General features: G+C 73.6%; 13 protein-coding genes. 11 read left to right on the forward strand and 2 right to left on the reverse strand.

Translation table 11 applies throughout. From position 1 onward, the window contains the following. The first annotated feature begins 52 nt into the window (after positions 1–52). Together ACFV3E_RS35890 and ACFV3E_RS35895 are read left to right on the forward strand one after the other, a co-directional pair. Entirely contained in the window at positions 53–3856 is a 3804-nt protein-coding gene (locus ACFV3E_RS35890) for a glycosyltransferase (protein ID WP_500539029.1), read from the forward strand. Further along, on the forward strand, positions 3853–5334 hold the full coding sequence (locus tag ACFV3E_RS35895; protein WP_500539031.1) for a DUF5719 family protein: 1482 nt from the start codon (positions 3853–3855) through the stop codon (positions 5332–5334). The genes ACFV3E_RS35890 and ACFV3E_RS35895 overlap by 4 nt, the downstream gene beginning before the upstream one ends. Positions 5335–5380: 46 nt before the next feature. Here the strand turns inward: ACFV3E_RS35895 and ACFV3E_RS35900 are convergent, their stop codons facing one another. Beyond that, positions 5381–5833: a metallopeptidase family protein gene (locus tag ACFV3E_RS35900; protein WP_500539033.1), complete on the reverse strand. Its 453-nt coding sequence runs from the start codon at positions 5831–5833 to the stop codon at positions 5381–5383. A 302-nt stretch (positions 5834–6135) separates the two neighbouring features. Between ACFV3E_RS35900 and ACFV3E_RS35905 the strand changes: the two genes are divergently transcribed. From ACFV3E_RS35905 to ACFV3E_RS35940, 8 genes are all read left to right on the forward strand, one after another. Further along, entirely contained in the window at positions 6136–6555 is a 420-nt protein-coding gene (locus tag ACFV3E_RS35905; protein WP_500372731.1) for a DUF3499 domain-containing protein, read from the forward strand. 141 nt (positions 6556–6696) lie between these two features. Next, entirely contained in the window at positions 6697–8055 is a 1359-nt protein-coding gene (locus ACFV3E_RS35910; protein ID WP_500539035.1) for a phosphomannomutase/phosphoglucomutase, read from the forward strand. Between the two features lie 188 nt (positions 8056–8243). Further along, positions 8244–8423 (forward strand): Trm112 family protein, encoded by a 180-nt coding sequence (locus tag ACFV3E_RS35915; RefSeq protein WP_431967699.1) that lies wholly within the window; start codon positions 8244–8246, stop codon positions 8421–8423. A 136-nt stretch (positions 8424–8559) separates the two neighbouring features. Further along, positions 8560–9711, forward strand: a complete 1152-nt coding sequence (locus ACFV3E_RS35920; protein WP_500539037.1) for an SIS domain-containing protein — start codon at positions 8560–8562, stop codon at positions 9709–9711. Positions 9712–9715: 4 nt separating this feature from the next. Beyond that, entirely contained in the window at positions 9716–10924 is a 1209-nt protein-coding gene (gene manA / locus ACFV3E_RS35925; RefSeq protein WP_500539039.1) for a mannose-6-phosphate isomerase, class I, read from the forward strand. 95 nt (positions 10925–11019) lie between these two features. Next, positions 11020–11964, forward strand: a complete 945-nt coding sequence (locus tag ACFV3E_RS35930; protein WP_500539041.1) for a cation diffusion facilitator family transporter — start codon at positions 11020–11022, stop codon at positions 11962–11964. Positions 11965–12202: 238 nt separating this feature from the next. Beyond that, complete coding sequence (ahcY, locus tag ACFV3E_RS35935) at positions 12203–13654, forward strand: adenosylhomocysteinase (RefSeq protein ID WP_500539043.1); 1452 nt, start codon at positions 12203–12205, stop codon at positions 13652–13654. 129 nt (positions 13655–13783) lie between these two features. Further along, complete coding sequence (locus tag ACFV3E_RS35940; RefSeq protein ID WP_500539045.1) at positions 13784–14407, forward strand: hypothetical protein; 624 nt, start codon at positions 13784–13786, stop codon at positions 14405–14407. Between the two features lie 24 nt (positions 14408–14431). Here the strand turns inward: ACFV3E_RS35940 and ACFV3E_RS35945 are convergent, their stop codons facing one another. Then, on the reverse strand, positions 14432–15451 hold the full coding sequence (locus ACFV3E_RS35945) for an RDD family protein (protein ID WP_500539047.1): 1020 nt from the start codon (positions 15449–15451) through the stop codon (positions 14432–14434). 95 nt (positions 15452–15546) lie between these two features. Between ACFV3E_RS35945 and ACFV3E_RS35950 the strand changes: the two genes are divergently transcribed. After that, complete coding sequence (locus tag ACFV3E_RS35950) at positions 15547–16554, forward strand: stage II sporulation protein M (RefSeq protein WP_500539049.1); 1008 nt, start codon at positions 15547–15549, stop codon at positions 16552–16554. Positions 16555–16963: the final 409 nt, after the last annotated feature.

The following is a 16963-nucleotide window of genomic DNA, read 5'->3' on the forward strand; positions in this document are numbered from 1 at the left end:
CGAGACGCCCAAGGCGTCGTCCGAAGTCCAGCGAACCGGGGCCCGAACCTCGATGTCCGTGAACAGTTCAGCCGGGACTCAATACGCCGCCCAGGCACCGGAGTTCCCGCGCCACGTCGTCACCGCCGTGCTCGTCGCCCACGACGGTGCCCGCTGGCTGCCCAACGCGCTCTCGGGTCTGGTCTCCCAGGACCGCCCGGTGCAGGACGTCATCGCCGCCGACACCGGCAGCGCCGACGACTCCGCCCGCCTGCTCGCCGAGAGCCTCGGCGACCACCGCGTCCTGCACCTCGCACGGCGCAGCGGCTTCGGCGCCGCCGTCGACGAGTGCGTGCGCGCCGCCGAGCCCCTGACCACGGAGCAACTGCCCTACCTGGGGCGGCCCAGCAGCTGGGACCCGGTCTCCCGCACCTGGAACGACGACGCCTACGAGGAGCCCGAGGAGCCGCACGGCGAACCCGTGCAGTGGCTGTGGCTCCTGCACGACGACTGCGAGCCCGCCCCGGACGCCCTCCTCAACCTCCTGAGGGTCGCCGACGCCTCGCCGTCCGCCGCGATCATCGGCCCCAAGCTGCGCAGCTGGTACGACCGGCGCCAGCTGCTGGAGGTCGGCGTCTCCATCGCCCGCAGCGGCCGCCGCTGGACCGGCCTGGAGCGCCGCGAGCAGGACCAGGGCCAGCACGACCAGGTCCGCCAGGTGCTCTCGGTCTCCAGCGCGGGCATGCTGGTGCGCCGCGACGTGTGGGAGGACCTCGGCGGGTTCGACCGCCGGCTGCCGCTCATGCGCGACGACGTCGACTTCTGCTGGCGCGCCCAGTCCGCCGGCCACACCGTCCTCGTCGCCCCCGACGCCGTCCTGCGGCACGCCGAGGCGGCCTCCCGCGAGCGCCGCCCCGTCGACTGCGCCGGCCGCTCCGTCGTCAACCCGCACCGCGTCGACAAGGCGGGCGCCGTCTACACGCTGCTGGCCAACACCCGCGGCGCCCTCCTCCCGTACGTCTTCGCGCGCATCGTGCTCGGCACGGTGCTGCGCACCCTCGCCTACCTCGTCGGCAAGGTCCCCGGACAGGCCGTCGACGAGATCACCGGCCTGCTGTCGGTCCTGCTGCGTCCCGGCCGCCTCCTAGGCGCCCGCCACCGGCGCTCCCGGCCCGCCGTCCCGGCCTCCGAACTGCGGACGCTCTTCCCGCCGCCCGGCGCGACCGTACGGGCCACCGTCGAGCAGGTCGTCAGCAACGTCTCCGGCCGTGCGGCCGCCGACGCCTCCTCCGCCGGACGCCACGGCGGGCTGGACTCCGGGCCCAGCGGCGGCGACGACGACGGCGAGTACCTGGAGGTCGAGCAGTTCGCGCTGCTGAAGCGCGTCGCGCGGCAACCCGCCCCGATGCTCTTCGCCGTCCTGCTGCTCTTCTCCCTCATCGCCTGCCGCGCGCTCCTGGGCGGCGGCGCCCTGTCCGGCGGCGCACTGCTGCCCGCCCCCGCCGACGCCTCCGACCTGTGGGGCTCCTACCTCGGCGCCTGGCACGCCCTGGGCGCAGGCAGCACCGAGACCGCGCCGCCCTACCTGGCGATCGTGGCCACCCTGGCGAGCGCCCTGCTCGGCAGCACCGGCCTCGCCCTGACCGTGCTCCTCGTCGCCTCGGTACCGCTCGCGGGCCTCAGCGCCTACTTCGTGTCGCGGCCGCTCGTCGGGTCCCGGCTGCTGCGCGCCTGGGGCGCCGTCGCGTACGCCTTCCTGCCCGCCGCCACCGGCGCCCTCGCCGGCGGCCGGCTCGGCACCGCCGTCCTGGCCATCCTGCTGCCGCTCATGGCCCGCGCCGCCGTCTCCGCGGCGGGCCTGCGGATGTCCGCCGACGCCGTCGAGCGGGGACTGCGGCCCGGCTGGCGCGCCGCCTGGGCCGTCGCGCTGCTGCTGACGATCACCACCGCGTTCACCCCCATCACCTGGCTCGTCACCCTGGTGCTCGCCGGCGTCGCCATCGCCACGCGCGTCGTGCGCGGGCAGGGCCGGCTCCTCGTCCCGCTGGCCATGCGCGCCGTGGCCGTCCTCGGCGCCCCCGTGGTGGTGCTCGCGCCCTGGTCGATCGGGCTGCTCACGCACCCCAAGCGTTTCCTGGACGAGGCCGGTCTGCCGTTCGGCGCCAAGTCCGCCACCGCCACCGACCTCCTCCTGATCAACCCCGGCGGCCCCGGCGCCGCCGGCGGCTACCTGCTCGCGGGCATCGTCCTGGCCGCGCTGGCCGCACTGGTGCGCGGCGAGCGCCGCTCGGCCATCGTCACCGCCTGGGCGGGCGCCCTGACCGGCCTGGTCTTCGCCGTCCTCGCCAACAGCACCGCCTGGGCCGGCCCCGCCACGCTGGTGTACGGCCTCGCCCTGCTCGCCGCCGCCGCGGTGGGCGCCGAGGGCGCCAAGGAACGGCTCGCCGCCTCCGGCTTCGGCTGGCGCCAGCCCGTCGCCGCGCTCGTCGCCCTGGCCGCCGTGCTCGCCCCGCTGTCCGCCGCCGTCGGCTGGATGGCCGGCGGCGCCGACGGCCCGCTGGAGCGCCGCGACCCGACCCAGGTGCCCGCCTTCGTCGCCGAGGAGAGCACCACCCGCGACCAGGCCCGCACCCTCGTCCTTTCGGGCACGCCGGCCCACGTCTCGTACGCCCTCGTCCGGGGCGCCGGCGCCCGCCTCGGCGACGCCGAGATCGCCGCCGCGGCCGGCGGCGACGCCCGGCTCGCCAAGATCGTCGGAAATCTCGTGGCCGGCTCCGGCGCCGACCAGGCCAGCCAGCTCGGCGGCTACGCCGTGCGCTACGTCCTCGTCCAGAGCGGCGCCCCGCGCGAGATGAGCCGCACCCTCGACAGCACCCCGGGCCTGTCCCGGCTCAGCCAGGCCGACGGCAGCGCCCTGTGGCGGGTGGACGACGACGTCGCCCGCATCACGATCGTCGAGCCCTCCGGCAGCGGCGACGACAGCGGCTCCGGCGACACGGACGGCACCGGCTCCGGTGAGGACGCCGACGCCCCCGCCGTCGTCACCGTCGCCTCCGGCAAGGTCGAGGCCCACACCACCGTCCCGGCCGGCGCCGACGGCCGCGTCCTGCGCATCGCCGACCGCGCCGCCCCCGGCTGGACCGCCACCCTGGACGGCAAGGAGCTCACCGCCACCACCGTCGACGGCTGGGCCCAGGGCTTCCGGCTCCCCAGCAGCGGCGGCCGGCTCGACCTCGTCTACGACGACCCGTTCACGCACACCGTGTGGGTGTGGGTCCAGGGCTTCCTCGGTCTGGTGCTCGTGGTCATGGCCCTGCCGGGCCGGCGCCGCGAAGTCGACGACGACCTGCCCGAGGCGGAGCCCGTGCCCGTGGCCGCGGCCGCGGCCGCCGGCATCCCGGCGCAGGGCGGCGGCGACGGCCGTCGCGCCCGCCGGCTGCGCGCCGCCGCCGAGGCCGAGGGGGAGGGGGAGGCGGACGACGCCCCCGCGGAGCCCGAGGCCGCCGGGCCCGCGCACCAGGAGCAGGCCGAGTACGCGCAGTACGCCGAGTACGACCCCTACGCCGCCGGTCCCCGGCAGGACGACCCGTACGGCCAGGAGCAGTGGGCCGCGGAGTACACCAGCACCTACGGCTACGAGCAGCCCGCCCAGCCGCAGGAGCCGGTCTACGACCCGTACGGCTACGGCCAGGAGTCCCAGCCCCAGCAGCCCGGCTACGACCGGCGGGGCTACGAGCAGCAGTCCCAGCAGCCGCAGGGGTACGAGGAGCAGCCCCAGCAGCAGGGCTACGACGCCTCGTACGCCCCCTACGGCACCTATGACACGGACGCGTACGACACGGACGGCTACCGCCGCGACGGGGGCAACCAGCAGTGAACCGCAGCACCCTCTCCCTGATCGGCGTCACCGCCGCCCTGGCCGCGGTCGCCGGCGTCGCCACCGTCTCCGGCGCGGGCACCCCGGACGCGGCGCCCGCCGTGAGCGCGGCGCGGCTGCCCGTCGAGCGGTCCACGCTGGCCTGCCCGGCCCCGTCGGACTCGGACTTCGCCACGACCACGTACACCGCCTTCACGCCCAAGGGCGACTCCGCCGGCTCGGGCGGCGCCGCCGCCCTGCTGGCCGCCGCCGACCAGGACGGCAAGGCCGCGGCCAAGCGCAAGCCGGTCGCACCGCTGAAGGAGGCCGGCAAGCCGGTCACCGCGGTCACCGAGGCCTCCGACGCCCCCGCGCTCATCGGTACCGCCGACGGGGCGCTCGCCCCCGGCTGGACCGTGCAGCAGACCACGGTCGTCGACGCGGGCCCGGCCCGGGCGGTGCTCGGCGCCTCCTGTGCCGTGCCGGACAGCGAGTTCTGGTTCCCCGGGGTCAGCACCGGCGCCGGCCGGCAGGACTACGTCCACCTGACCAACCCGGACGACACCTCCGCCGTCATCGACCTCGCGCTGTACGGCGACAAGGGCGAGGTCAAGACCAGCACGACCGACGGCATCACGGTGCCGCCGGGCGCGACGGTCCCCGTCCTGCTCTCCACGCTCACCACGGAGAAGTCCGACGCCCTCACCCTGCACGTCAGCGCCCGCAGCGGCCGGGTCGGCGCCACCGTGGAGGCCGAGGACGCCAAGGCCGGCGGCGACTGGCTGCCCGCCTCCACCGACCCCGCCGCCGAGGCCGTCATGCCCGGCATCCCCGGGGACGCCTCCGATGTGCGCCTGGTGATCTTCGCGACCGGCGACAGCGACGCCGACCTCAAGCTGCGGCTCGCCTCCTCGGGCGGCGAGATCACCCCCGCCGGGCACGAGACCGTGCACGTCAAGAGCGGCATGACCACCGCCGTCGACCTCGGCGACGTCACCAAGGGCGAGGCCGGCTCGCTGATCCTCAGCCCGACCGACGCCTCCGACGAGGCCCCCGTGGTCGCCGCCCTGCGGATCACCCGCGGCAAGGGCGCCAACCAGGAGACCGCCTTCCTGCCCGCCACCACCCCTATCGGCGACCGCGCCAGCGCCGCCGACAACCGCACCAAGGGCTCGACGCTCGCCCTGACCGCGCCGGAGGGCGACGCCACCGTGCGGGTCGTCACCTCCGCCTCGACCAAGGGCGGCGAACCCGTCACCAAGAACGTCCCGGTCAAGCGCGGCACGACGGTCGTCCTGTCACCGCCCGCCCCCTCCGCGGGCAAGGGCGCCTTCGCCGTCACGGTGGAACCCGCCTCGGGCGGCCCCGTCTACGCCTCCCGGATGCTCGCCCTGCCGGAGGGCGGCGTCCCGATGTTCACCATCCAGACCATGCCGGACGACCGGGGTCTGGTCGCCGTGCCGAAGTCGGAAGAGGACCTGTCCATCCTCAACCGCTGACGATCCCCGGCCGGCGCGGGCCTGCGGGCCCGTGCCGGTACCGGGATCAGCCCTCCCCGTACCGGGGGTCGACGTTCTCCGGTGACAGCCCGAGCAGTTCGGCCACCTGCTCCACCACCACGTCGTGCACCAGCAGGGCCCGTTCCTCGCGGCTCTTGGCGCGGATCTCCACCGGCCGCCGGTACACCACGATGCGGTGCGGGTGGCCCTTCTGCCCGCCGAGGAGCCGCCCCAGCGGCACCCCGTCATCGAACCGGCCGTCGGCCGCGGCGCCGTCGGCAGCGTCCACCGGCCAGGGCACCTCCTGCACCGCGAACTCCACCTCCGCCAGCTGCGGCCAGCGCCGCTCGAGCCGGTCCGCCGCGTCGCGCACCAGGTCGTCGAAGGCGTCGGCGCGGGTGCGTGCCAGGGGCACCTGCGGGGGCGCGATGGGGCCGCGCATGCCGCGGCCGTGTCGGTCGCGGTGGCGCTGGCGCGGTGCGGGCGAAGGGGTGTCCATCACCTCTGAGAGTAGCCGTCGGGAGCCCCGGTTATGCGGCTCCGTGACCGCTGCCACCACCACGGGGGACGAGGACCGGACATCCCCGTTGATGTCGCAGAATGTACGGTCGCTCGCCCCTGGCGCCCACGAGATTCCCCTGCCCTGACCGCTTCACCGATCGCAATTGGCATCATTTGCAGCGTTTGGTGATCGGTGTCCTCGGAGGGGCACCCGTACATTTCCGGCCCTTTGCAGGTCAGGTGTGTTGACCCCAGGTCGGACCTTCCCGGCCAACCCGGACGACACGACGGGGTGAGCTCCTGGGGAGTCGTCGCGGCCCGCTCAAGAGTGCGGTACCGTCCAACGTCGTGAGCCTTGTACGTCGCTGTTCGCGCACCGCGTGTGGCCGTCCCGCCGTCGCGACGCTGACGTACGTCTACGCGGACTCCACCGCCGTCCTCGGACCGCTCGCCACCTACGCCGAGCCCCACTGTTACGACTTGTGCTCGGAGCACTCCGAGCGCCTCACCGCCCCCCGCGGCTGGGAAGTCGTACGGCTCGCCACGGACACCGGCCCCACGCGCCCCAGCGGTGACGACCTCGAAGCGCTCGCCAACGCCGTGCGCGAGGCCGCCCGCCCCCAGGAACGCGAGGGCAACGGCACCAACGGCCGCGGCGGCGACCCCATGGAGATCACCCGGCGCGGGCACCTGCGCGTCCTGCGCTCGCCCGACTCCTGAACCGGCACCCCCCCGCCATACCCCGCCCCGGGTCCGCACGCGCACCCGGGCTCCTCATCGGCCCGTTCGGTTCCGCCCGGTAGGTTGGTTCTTGCCACGATCCATCCACCGGCAACCGGTTTCCAGAGCGGAGCACATGCGGTGACCGACCTCTCCCAGCTCGTGAAGGCGTACGACGTCCGCGGAGTCGTCCCCGACCAATGGGGCGAGCCGCTCGCCGAACTCTTCGGCGCGGCCTTCGTCACCGTGACCGGTGCCGACGCGATCGTGACGGGCCACGACATGCGGCCCTCCTCGCCCGGCCTGTCCCGGGCCTTCGCCCGCGGCGCGGCCTCGCGCGGCGCGAAGGTCACCGAGATCGGCCTCTGCTCCACCGACCAGCTGTACTTCGCCAGCGGCAAGCTGGGCCTGCCCGGCGCCATGTTCACCGCCAGCCACAACCCGGCGCAGTACAACGGCATCAAGATGTGCCGCGCCGGCGCCGCCCCCGTCGGCCAGGACACCGGTCTCACCGAGATCCGCGAGCTCGTCGAGCAGTGGTCCGCGACCGGCCTCCCGGCGAGCGACGCCACCCCCGGCGAGGTCACCCAGCGGGACATGCTCGCCGACTACGCCGCCCACCTGCGCACCCTGGTCGACCTGAGCTCCATCCGGCACCTCAAGGTCGTCGTCGACGCCGGCAACGGCATGGGCGGCCACACCGTCCCCACCGTCTTCGACGGCCTGCCCGTCGACCTCGTCCCGATGTACTTCGAGCTCGACGGCACCTTCCCCAACCACGAGGCCAACCCCCTCGACCCCAAGAACATCGTCGACCTGCAGGAGAAGGTGCGCGAGACCGGCGCCGACATCGGCATCGCCTTCGACGGCGACGCCGACCGCTGCTTCGTCGTCGACGAGCGCGGCGAGCCCGTCTCCCCGTCCGCGATCACCGCCCTGGTCGCCGCCCGCGAACTGGCCAAGCACCCCGGCTCCACCGTCATCCACAACCTGATCACCTCGTGGTCCGTGCCCGAGGTCGTCAAGGAGCACGGCGGGACGCCCGTCCGCACCCGCGTCGGCCACTCCTTCATCAAGCAGGAGATGGCCCGCACCGGCGCCGTCTTCGGCGGCGAGCACTCCGCGCACTATTACTTCCGTGACTTCTGGAACGCCGACACCGGCATGCTCGCCGCGCTCCACGTCCTCGCCGCCCTCGGCGGCCAGGACGGCCCGCTGTCCGGGCTCGTCGCCGAGTACGACCGCTACGCCGCCTCCGGCGAGATCAACACCGCCGTCGACGACCAGGCCGGCCGCACCGCCGCCGTCCGCGCGGCCTTCGCCGACCGCCCGGGAACCGGCCTCGACGAGCTCGACGGCCTCACGGTCACCGGCGACGGCTGGTGGTTCAACCTCCGCCCCTCCAACACCGAGCCGCTGCTGCGCCTCAACGTGGAGGCGCGCGACACCGAGCTCATGGCCGGCGTCCGCGACGAGGTCCTCTCCATCGTCCGCGCCTGACGGCCGCCCCGCCGGAGGAGGCATCGCACCGCACCACCTCCTCCGGCGGGGGACCGGGGCCCCGACACGGTCACGCGGGCCCGGCCCCCCGGCGATAGGCTGAATCGGCCGGTCCGGACGCGTACGCCCGCACACGGCGGACGCCCGGAAACCACGACCACGACACGACCACACGGGAGAAGCCACCCATGCCGCTCGTCGAAGCCAGCCTCCTGGAGATCCTCGCCTGCCCCGCCTGCCACGCGCCGCTGCGCGAGGACGTCGAGGCCACCGAGCTCACCTGCACCTCCGCCGACTGCGGCCTGGCCTACCCCGTGCGCGACGACATCCCCGTCCTCCTCGTCGACGAGGCCCGCCGCCCCGCGTAACGCGACCCGGCCGCCCGGCACCGCACGCCCGCCGGCAGCCCGCGCCGTACGCACCACCGGCGCCGGCACGGGCACCCGCACCGCACGGCGCCCCGCGACACCCGACACAACCGGACCGGACCGGAGGTCACCCCCGATGCTGGACGAGACGCTGCTCGACGACCCCGACGCCCTCGCCCGCGCCGACACCCGCGGCCTCCTCCTCGGCGTTGCCGCCGCCGGCGCCCGCGTCCGCACCGCCGCCCGCCTCGCCCAGGAGGCAGGCGTCGGCGAACTCAAGCCCGACGGCCGCCCCCGCAGCGTCCTGGTCGCCGGCCCCGGTGCGGTCGCCGTCGCCGCCGTCGCCGAACTGCTGGCCGCCCTCGGCAACGGCAGCGGGCCCGTGCTGCCCCTGCACCCCACCGGCCCCGCCCCGTACGACCTGCGGTGGGCCCTCCCCGGCTGGGCCGGCCCCCTGGACCTGCTGCTCATCGCCAGCCCCGCCGGCACCGAGGCGGGCCTGGCCGACCTCATCGAGCAGGCCTACCGCCGCGGCTGCACCGCCGCCGCCGTCGTCCCCGCCGGCTCACCCATCGCCGAGGCGATCCAGCAGGTGCGGGGCATGGTCCTGCCGTACGCCCCCGCGCCCGACCCGGCGTCCGTCGCGGGGGTCCTCGGCGAGGCCGCCGACCCCGCCGAGGACCTCGGCGCCTTCTGGGCGCTGCTCACCCCGCTGCTCGCCCTCGGCGACCGCATCGGCCTGCTCGCCGCCCCGCCCGACGCCATCGAGCGCGTCGCCGACCGCCTCGACGAGGTCGCCGCCCGCTGTGGTCCCGCCACCGCCACCTACAGCAACCCCGCCAAGGCCCTCGCCTCCGAACTCGCCGAATCCCTGCCGGTGATGTGGAGCGAGGGACCGGTCGCCTCCGTCGCCGCCCGGCGCTTCGCCGCGGCCATCGCCGCCCGCGCCGGACGCCCCGCCCTGCACGGCGAACTCCCCGAGGCACTCGACACCCACGGCGCGCTGCTCGCCGGCTCCCTGGCCGGCGCCCTCGACCCCGAGGACTTCTTCCGCGACCGCGTCGACGAGCCCGAGGACCTGCGCCTGCGCGTCGTGCTCCTGCACCGCCCCGGCAACGCCGCCTCGAGCTCCGCCCCGCTCGCCCGCGAGCTCGCCACGACCCACGACACCCCGCTGAGCGAGCTCGCCCCCGCCGAGGGAGGCGACCTGGAATCCGCCGTCGAACTCCTCGCCGTCACGGATTTCGCCTCCGTTTACCTCGCCATCACTTCCACCGGGAGAGCATGACCGCATGGACCGCCTGACCAACACCATCCGCCCGTACGCCTGGGGTTCCACCAGCGCGATCCCCGAACTGCTCGGCACCACCCCCACGGGCGAGCCGCAGGCCGAACTGTGGATGGGCGCCCACCCCGGCGCCCCCTCCCGCATCGACCGCGGCGCCGGTCCGGTCCCGCTCGACCAGGTCATCACCGCCGACCCGGACGGAGAACTCGGCGCCCCCGCCGTCGAACGCTTCGGCCCCCGGCTGCCGTTCCTGCTCAAGCTCCTCGCCGCCGGCTCCCCCCTCTCCCTGCAGGTGCACCCCGACCTCGCCCAGGCCGCCGCCGGCTTCGCCGACGAGGAGGCCCGCGGCGTCCCCGTCGACGCCCCGCACCGCAACTACAAGGACGCCAACCACAAGCCGGAGATGATCGTCGCGCTCACCCCCTTCGAGGGACTGTGCGGCTTCCGCCACCCCGAGGAGACCGCGGCCCTCCTCTCCGGCCTCGGCGTCGACGCCCTCAAGCCGTACGTCGACCTGCTGCGCGCCCACCCCGAGGAGGCAGCCCTCCGCGAGGTCCTCACCGCCGTGCTCGGAGCCGAACGCGACGCCATCGCCGGCACCGTGGACGAAGCCGCCGAAGCCGCCGGCCGGCTCGCCACCGAGGGCGGACCGAACGCCGACGCCTACGCCGCCTACGCGGCCATCGCCCACGCCTACCCCGGCGACCCCGGCGTCATCGCCGCCATGCTGCTCAACCACGTCCGACTCCAGCCCGGCGAGGCGCTCTTCCTCGGTGCCGGCATACCCCACGCCTACCTCAGCGGCCTCGGCGTCGAGATCATGGCCAACTCCGACAACGTCCTGCGCTGCGGCCTCACCCCCAAGCACGTCGACATCCCCGAACTGCTGCGCATCGTCCGCTTCCACGCGGGTGACGCCGGTGTCCTGCGCCCCGAGGCGTCCCCCGACGGCGAGGAGCTCTACGGCACCCCCATCGACGAGTTCCGGCTCTCCCGTTACTCGCTCGCCGCCGGCGCCGCCCCCCGCACCCCCCACGACCGCACCGCCCAGATCCTGCTCTGCACCGAAGGCACCGCCACCCTGCGCACGCCCGGCGACCCGGCGGCCCCGGAACTCACCCTCGGCCGCGGCCAGTCCGCCTACGTTCCCGCAGGCGAACAGGTCGAACTCACCGGCGAGGGAACCGTCTTCCGGGCCACCGTGGTGGCCTGACGCACCACGCGAAGCACGGCCTGCAAGAATGTCCCGCCGTAACGCCGTAAAGACCGGGCAAAGACCAGGGCCGACGGAAGGGACCACCAGCACCTATGAGCGCGTCAGGCGGAACCAAGGCGATCGTCGCCGCATTGGGCGCCAACCTCGCCATCGCGGTGAGCAAGTTCGTGGCGTTCGCCTTCAGCGGCTCCTCGTCCATGCTCGCCGAAGGCGTGCACTCGGTGGCCGACTCGGGCAACCAGGCGCTGCTCCTGCTCGGCGGCAAGAAGGCCCAGAAGAAGGCCACCGAGGAACACCCCTTCGGCTACGGCCGTGAGCGGTACATCTACGGCTTCCTGGTCTCCATCGTGCTGTTCACCATCGGTGGCGTCTTCGCCCTCTACGAGGGCTACGAGAAGGTCCAGCACCCCCACGAGATCGAGCACTGGTACTGGCCCATCGGCGTCCTGGTCTTCGCGATCGTCGCCGAGGGCTTCTCCTTCCGCACCGCCATCAAGGAATCCAACATGGTGCGCGGCAAGCAGACCTGGAGCCAGTTCATCCGCACCGCCAAGGCCCCCGAGCTCCCCGTCGTCCTCCTCGAGGACTTCGGCGCGCTCGTCGGCCTCGTGCTCGCCCTCGGCGGCGTCGGCCTGTCCCTGCTCACCGGCGACGGCATCTGGGACGGCATCGGCACCCTCTGCATCGGTGTCCTCCTCGTCGCCATCGCGCTCGTCCTCGCCTCCGAGACCAAGTCGCTGCTCCTCGGCGAGGCCGCGGGACCCGAGGTCGTCGCCCGCATCCGCGCGGCCATCGTCGACGGCGACACCGTCACCCGCTTGATCCACATGCGCACGCTCCACCTCGGCCCCGACGAGCTCCTCGTCGCCGCCAAGATCGCCGTCCAGCACGACGACACCGCCACCGAGGTCGCCCGCGCCATCGACGCCGCCGAGGCCCGCATCCGCGAGGCCGAGCCCATCGCCCGCGTCATCTACCTCGAACCGGACATCTACCGCGAGCAGTCGGCCGCCCCCACCGCCCCCACGGCGGACTGACCCCCTCCACACGAGCTCCACGCACCTTCCGGACGCGCCCGGCCACTCGGTGTAGATTCGTCCCTAGCCAGACGTCGCTGCTGATGGCGGTCGGGCGGTCCGGACACGGACCGGCCGAGGGAGAGAGGGCCTCCGACGGGCTGAGCTGCGGTCGAGGGAGACGTATGTCCGCATGCCTCCCCCCGCTCCGCAGCGGAAAGCCGATGTCCGTTCTGGAAGCACCCCACGAGGAGACTGCATGTCCCCCGTCACCAACGACTTCAAGGTCGCCGACCTCTCCCTGGCCACCTTCGGCCGCAAGGAGATCACCCTCGCCGAGCACGAGATGCCCGGCCTGATGGCCATCCGCGAGGAGTTCGCGGCCTCCCAGCCGCTGGCCGGCGCCCGCATCACCGGCTCCCTGCACATGACCGTGCAGACCGCCGTCCTCATCGAGACCCTCGCCGCCCTCGGCGCCCAGGTCCGCTGGGCCTCCTGCAACATCTTCTCCACGCAGGACCACGCCGCCGCGGCCATCGCCGTCGGCCCGAACGGCACCCCCGAGAACCCGCAGGGCATCCCCGTCTTCGCCTGGAAGGGCGAGACCCTCGCCGAGTACTGGTGGTGCACCGAGCAGGCCCTCACCTGGCCGGACTCGCCCACCGGCGGCCCGAACATGATCCTCGACGACGGCGGCGACGCCACCCTGCTCGTCCACAAGGGCGTCGAGTTCGAGAAGGCCGGCCAGGCCCCCGACCCCTCCACCGCCGACAGCGAGGAGTACGAGCAGATCCTGCTGCTCCTCAACCGCACCCTCGGCGAGAACCCCCAGAAGTGGACCCAGCTCTCCTCCGAGATCCGCGGCGTCACCGAGGAGACCACCACCGGCGTCCACCGCTTGTACGAGATGCAGCGCGACGGCACCCTGCTGTTCCCGGCGATCAACGTCAACGACGCCGTCACCAAGTCGAAGTTCGACAACAAGTACGGCTGCCGCCACTCCCTCATCGACGGCATCAACCGCGCCACCGACGTCCTCATCGGCGGCAAGGTCGCCGTCGTCTGCGGCTACGGCGACGTCGGCAAGGGCTGCGCCGAGTCGCTGCGCGGCCAGGGCGCCCGCGTCATCATCACCGAGATCGACCCCATCAACGCCCTCCAGGCCGCGATGGACGGCTACCAGGTCACCACGCTCGAGGACGTCGTCGAGACCGCCGACATCTTCGTCACCACCACCGGCAACCGCGACATCATCCTCGCCGAGCACATGCAGCGCATGAAGCACCAGGCGATCGTCGGCAACATCGGCCACTTCGACAACGAGATCGACATGGCCGGCCTCGCCAAGATCCCCGGCATCGTCAAGGACGAGGTCAAGCCCCAGGTCCACACCTGGACCTTCTCCGACGGCAAGGTCCTCATCGTGCTGTCCGAGGGCCGCCTGCTCAACCTGGGCAACGCCACCGGCCACCCCTCGTTCGTGATGTCCAACTCCTTCTCGGACCAGACCCTGGCCCAGATCGAGCTGTTCACCAAGCCCGAGGAGTACCCGATCGGCGTCTACGTCCTGCCCAAGCACCTCGACGAGAAGGTCGCCCGGCTCCACCTCGACGCCCTCGGCGTCAAGCTCACCACCCTGCGCCCCGAGCAGGCCGCCTACATCGGCGTCCCGGTCGACGGCCCCTACAAGCCGGACCACTACCGCTACTGACGCCGCCCGGGCCGCCCGCACGACAGCGCGCCACCGGCCCCGACGGCACCACAGGAGCCACCCCGCAGGCCCCCGCCCCCGGCGGGGGCCTGCCCCGTCGGGCCCCCGCCCGCTTTGTAAGGTCGAACCATGCCCCGCGGCCGCTACTCGTTCCACGACACCCACGACCACACCCCCCTCGGCGAAGAACACTTCCACTGCGCCACCGGCCCCACCGGCTGGCGGTACACCGCACAGAACACCCACCCCGACGGCGGCCACGCCGGCTCCGTCGACCTCACCATCGACGAACTCGGCCGCACCATCCGCCTGGAACTGCACGCCGCGAGCTGGCAGGTCCGCGGCGCCGCCCTCGACGGCCTGACCTGGGTCCGCACCGACCCCTCAGGCGAACACGCTCAGGAGGGCAACGTCCCCGCCCACGCCTTCACCGGCGCGTCACCCGCGTTCTACATCGCCACCGCGCGGCTGCTCCGCCTGCGGCCCGGCTCCCCGGCCACCCGCGTACGCCTCGTCGCATTCCAACCCCCCGTGCTCGCACCCCGCACCCTCGACCAGTCGTGGGCCCTGATCAAGAGCGAAGCACACACCACCGACAACGCCCCCCTGCTCGTGGACGAATACCAGGTCAACGACCTGCAGACCGGTGAACAGCACACCGTCCACATCGCCGGCGACGTCGTCCTGTCCGCCCCCGGCATCGAACTCGAGGACCTCGAGTCACCCCCGTCCCGGTTCCCCGCGACGGACTGACCCCGCCGACGCGGCGGCGACCCCTCACGCCGGAGGCGCGAAGCCCGTCGACGAGGACGAGGACGAGGGCGACGTCGAGGACGAAGGCACCGGCTCCTGCGGGGCCTGGCTCCCGCGCCCCGGCGGCACCGTGTCCCCCCGCACCCCGCCGTCCGTACCGGGGGCCACCCAGCCCACCGCAGGCGGCACCGGCGCCCGGCCCTTCCCCGGCTCCGCAACCCCGAAGCCCCCCGGCTCGGCGGCCCCGTCGACCGGAGCACCGACCGCAGCGCCGAAGACCCGGCGCGCGTCCCGCGCCTGCCGCTCCGCCACCACCGCCGCCAGGAACCCCGCCGGCGGCGTCCCCTCCGGCACCGTGGCACCCGTGCACGCCACGACGTCCCCCGCGAGCCGTTCCGCCATCGACCAGCCCACCTGCGGATCCAGTTGATGCATCCGCGACAGGTACTGCCGCACCGCCAGCCACAGCCCCTCCGGCACCGCCGACAGGTCCACCCCCGCCAACTGCCCCGCCAGCCACGGCGGCGCGGGTGGCATCAGCCGCGGCGACCGCGGCACCGGAATCCGTTCCCGCACCACCAGCGTTCCCGCGAAGACGTCCCCGATCCGCCGACCGCGCGCCGACACCAGCGAGGCGATGCAGGCGATCACGCCGAGGAACATCTGGATCTCGACCACCCCGACCGCCCCGCGCACCAGCGCGTGCCGGAACCGGATCGGCCCGCCGTCGTCCCGTACCACCCGCAACCCGCAGGCCAGCTTCCCCAGCGACCGCCCCCGGGTCAGCGTCTCCACCGCGATCGGCACCCCGAACAGCACCAGCACCAGCGAGGTCACGTACACCGCTGCCACCGCCGCCCCGTCCATCGACGCCGTCGCCACCATCAGCACGATCGACACGACCAGATAGCCGCCGATGTACACGACGCCGTCCAGCGCCGCCGCCAGCGCCCGGCTCGGCAGCTTCGCCGGGTGCAACCCCAGTTCGACGGCCTCACCCGTCACCAGCCGGCCGGCACCGCCCGCCGCGCTCGCCTCACTCATGCGGGAACCCTCCTCCTGCCCACCCCGGACCCGGAGCGACCAGTCTGCCCCGTCTGCCAAGCTGGGACCTCCCCGGCCAGCCAGGAGCAGCGCCCATGGACCTCGACGTCTTCGCAGCCGCCCACCGCCACGAGTGGGACCGGCTCGACAGGCTGCTGCGCCGGCGTCGGCGCCTCTCCGGGGAGGAGGCCGACGAACTCGTCACCCTCTACCAACGCGCCGCCACCCATCTCTCCCTCGTCCAGTCCAGCGCCCCCGACCCCGCACTCGTCGGACGGCTCACCACCCTCGTCGCCCGCGCCCGCAGCGCCGTCACCGGCGCCCGCACCCCCGGCTGGCGCGACGCGGTCCTCTTCTTCACCCGCGCCTTCCCCGCCGCGATGTACCGCTCGCGCCACTGGTGGGTCCCCACCGCGCTCGTCTCCACCGCGGTCGCCGCACTCATCGGCTGGTGGGTCGCCACCCACCCCGAGGTCCAGTCCGCCATCGCCGCCCCCGAAGAACTGCGCGCTCTGACCCGCCCCGGCGGCGAGTACGAGGCGTACTACTCCAGCCACCCCGCCGCCTCCTTCGCGGCCCAGGTCTGGACGAACAACGCCATGGCCGCCGCCTACTGCCTGGTCCTCGGCGTTTTCCTCGGGGTCCCTGTCCTCTACGTACTGTTCGAGAACATGCTCAACCTGGGTCTCGGGCTCGGCCTCATGGGCTCCGCGGGCCGCCTCGACACCTTCCTCGGGCTGCTCCTCCCGCACGGCCTCCTCGAACTGACCGCCGTCTTCGTCGCCGCAGGCACAGGACTCCGCCTCGGCTGGACCGTCATCGACCCCGGCCCGCGTCCCCGCCGTACGGCCCTTGCCGAAGAAGGCCGGGCCGCCATCGGCATGGCCATCGGCCTCGCCGCGGTCCTCTTCGTCTCCGGCGCCCTCGAAGCCTTCGTCACCCCCTCCGGCCTGCCCACCTGGGCCCGCATCGGCATCGGCGTCACCGCCGAGCTGCTCTTCCTCGTCTACGTCTTCGTCATCGGGCGCCGCGCGGCCCTCGCGGGCGAGACAGGCGACCTGGAACGGGGCGACCGCAGCGACGTCCTGCCCACCGCGGCGTGACCCGGACGGCCGACGCCGACGATGTGCATCCGGCGTTGCTGACCTGCTAGTCTCCTCCTCGCCCCAAGACACCTGTTGACACAGGTGGCACGGGGAGGTAGATTTGAGCAGTTGCCACGAACTGGACATGTTCGAGGCCCAGCGGCTAGAATCTAGCCCGCTTCGAAAGACTATCGATCGCATCGCACCTCTCAGAAAGAACTTTCTGAGTGGTCTTTTGTGTCGCTATTCATCGAGGCAAAACCCCGGCGGTAATCGGACGCGAAAGAGTCTGATAAAGTCGGAGACGTCGAAAGGCGAAAGCCGGGAGACACACCCCGCTCCAATAGGGGGCCGGAAACGAAGAGCGGAAACGCGAAACGGATCTGGTAAGGTTGGAGACAACGAAGGGAAAGCCCGGAGGGGCCGG

The sequence above is a fragment of the Streptomyces sp. NPDC059718 genome (assembly GCF_042733315.1).
Classification (GTDB): domain Bacteria; phylum Actinomycetota; class Actinomycetes; order Streptomycetales; family Streptomycetaceae; genus Actinacidiphila.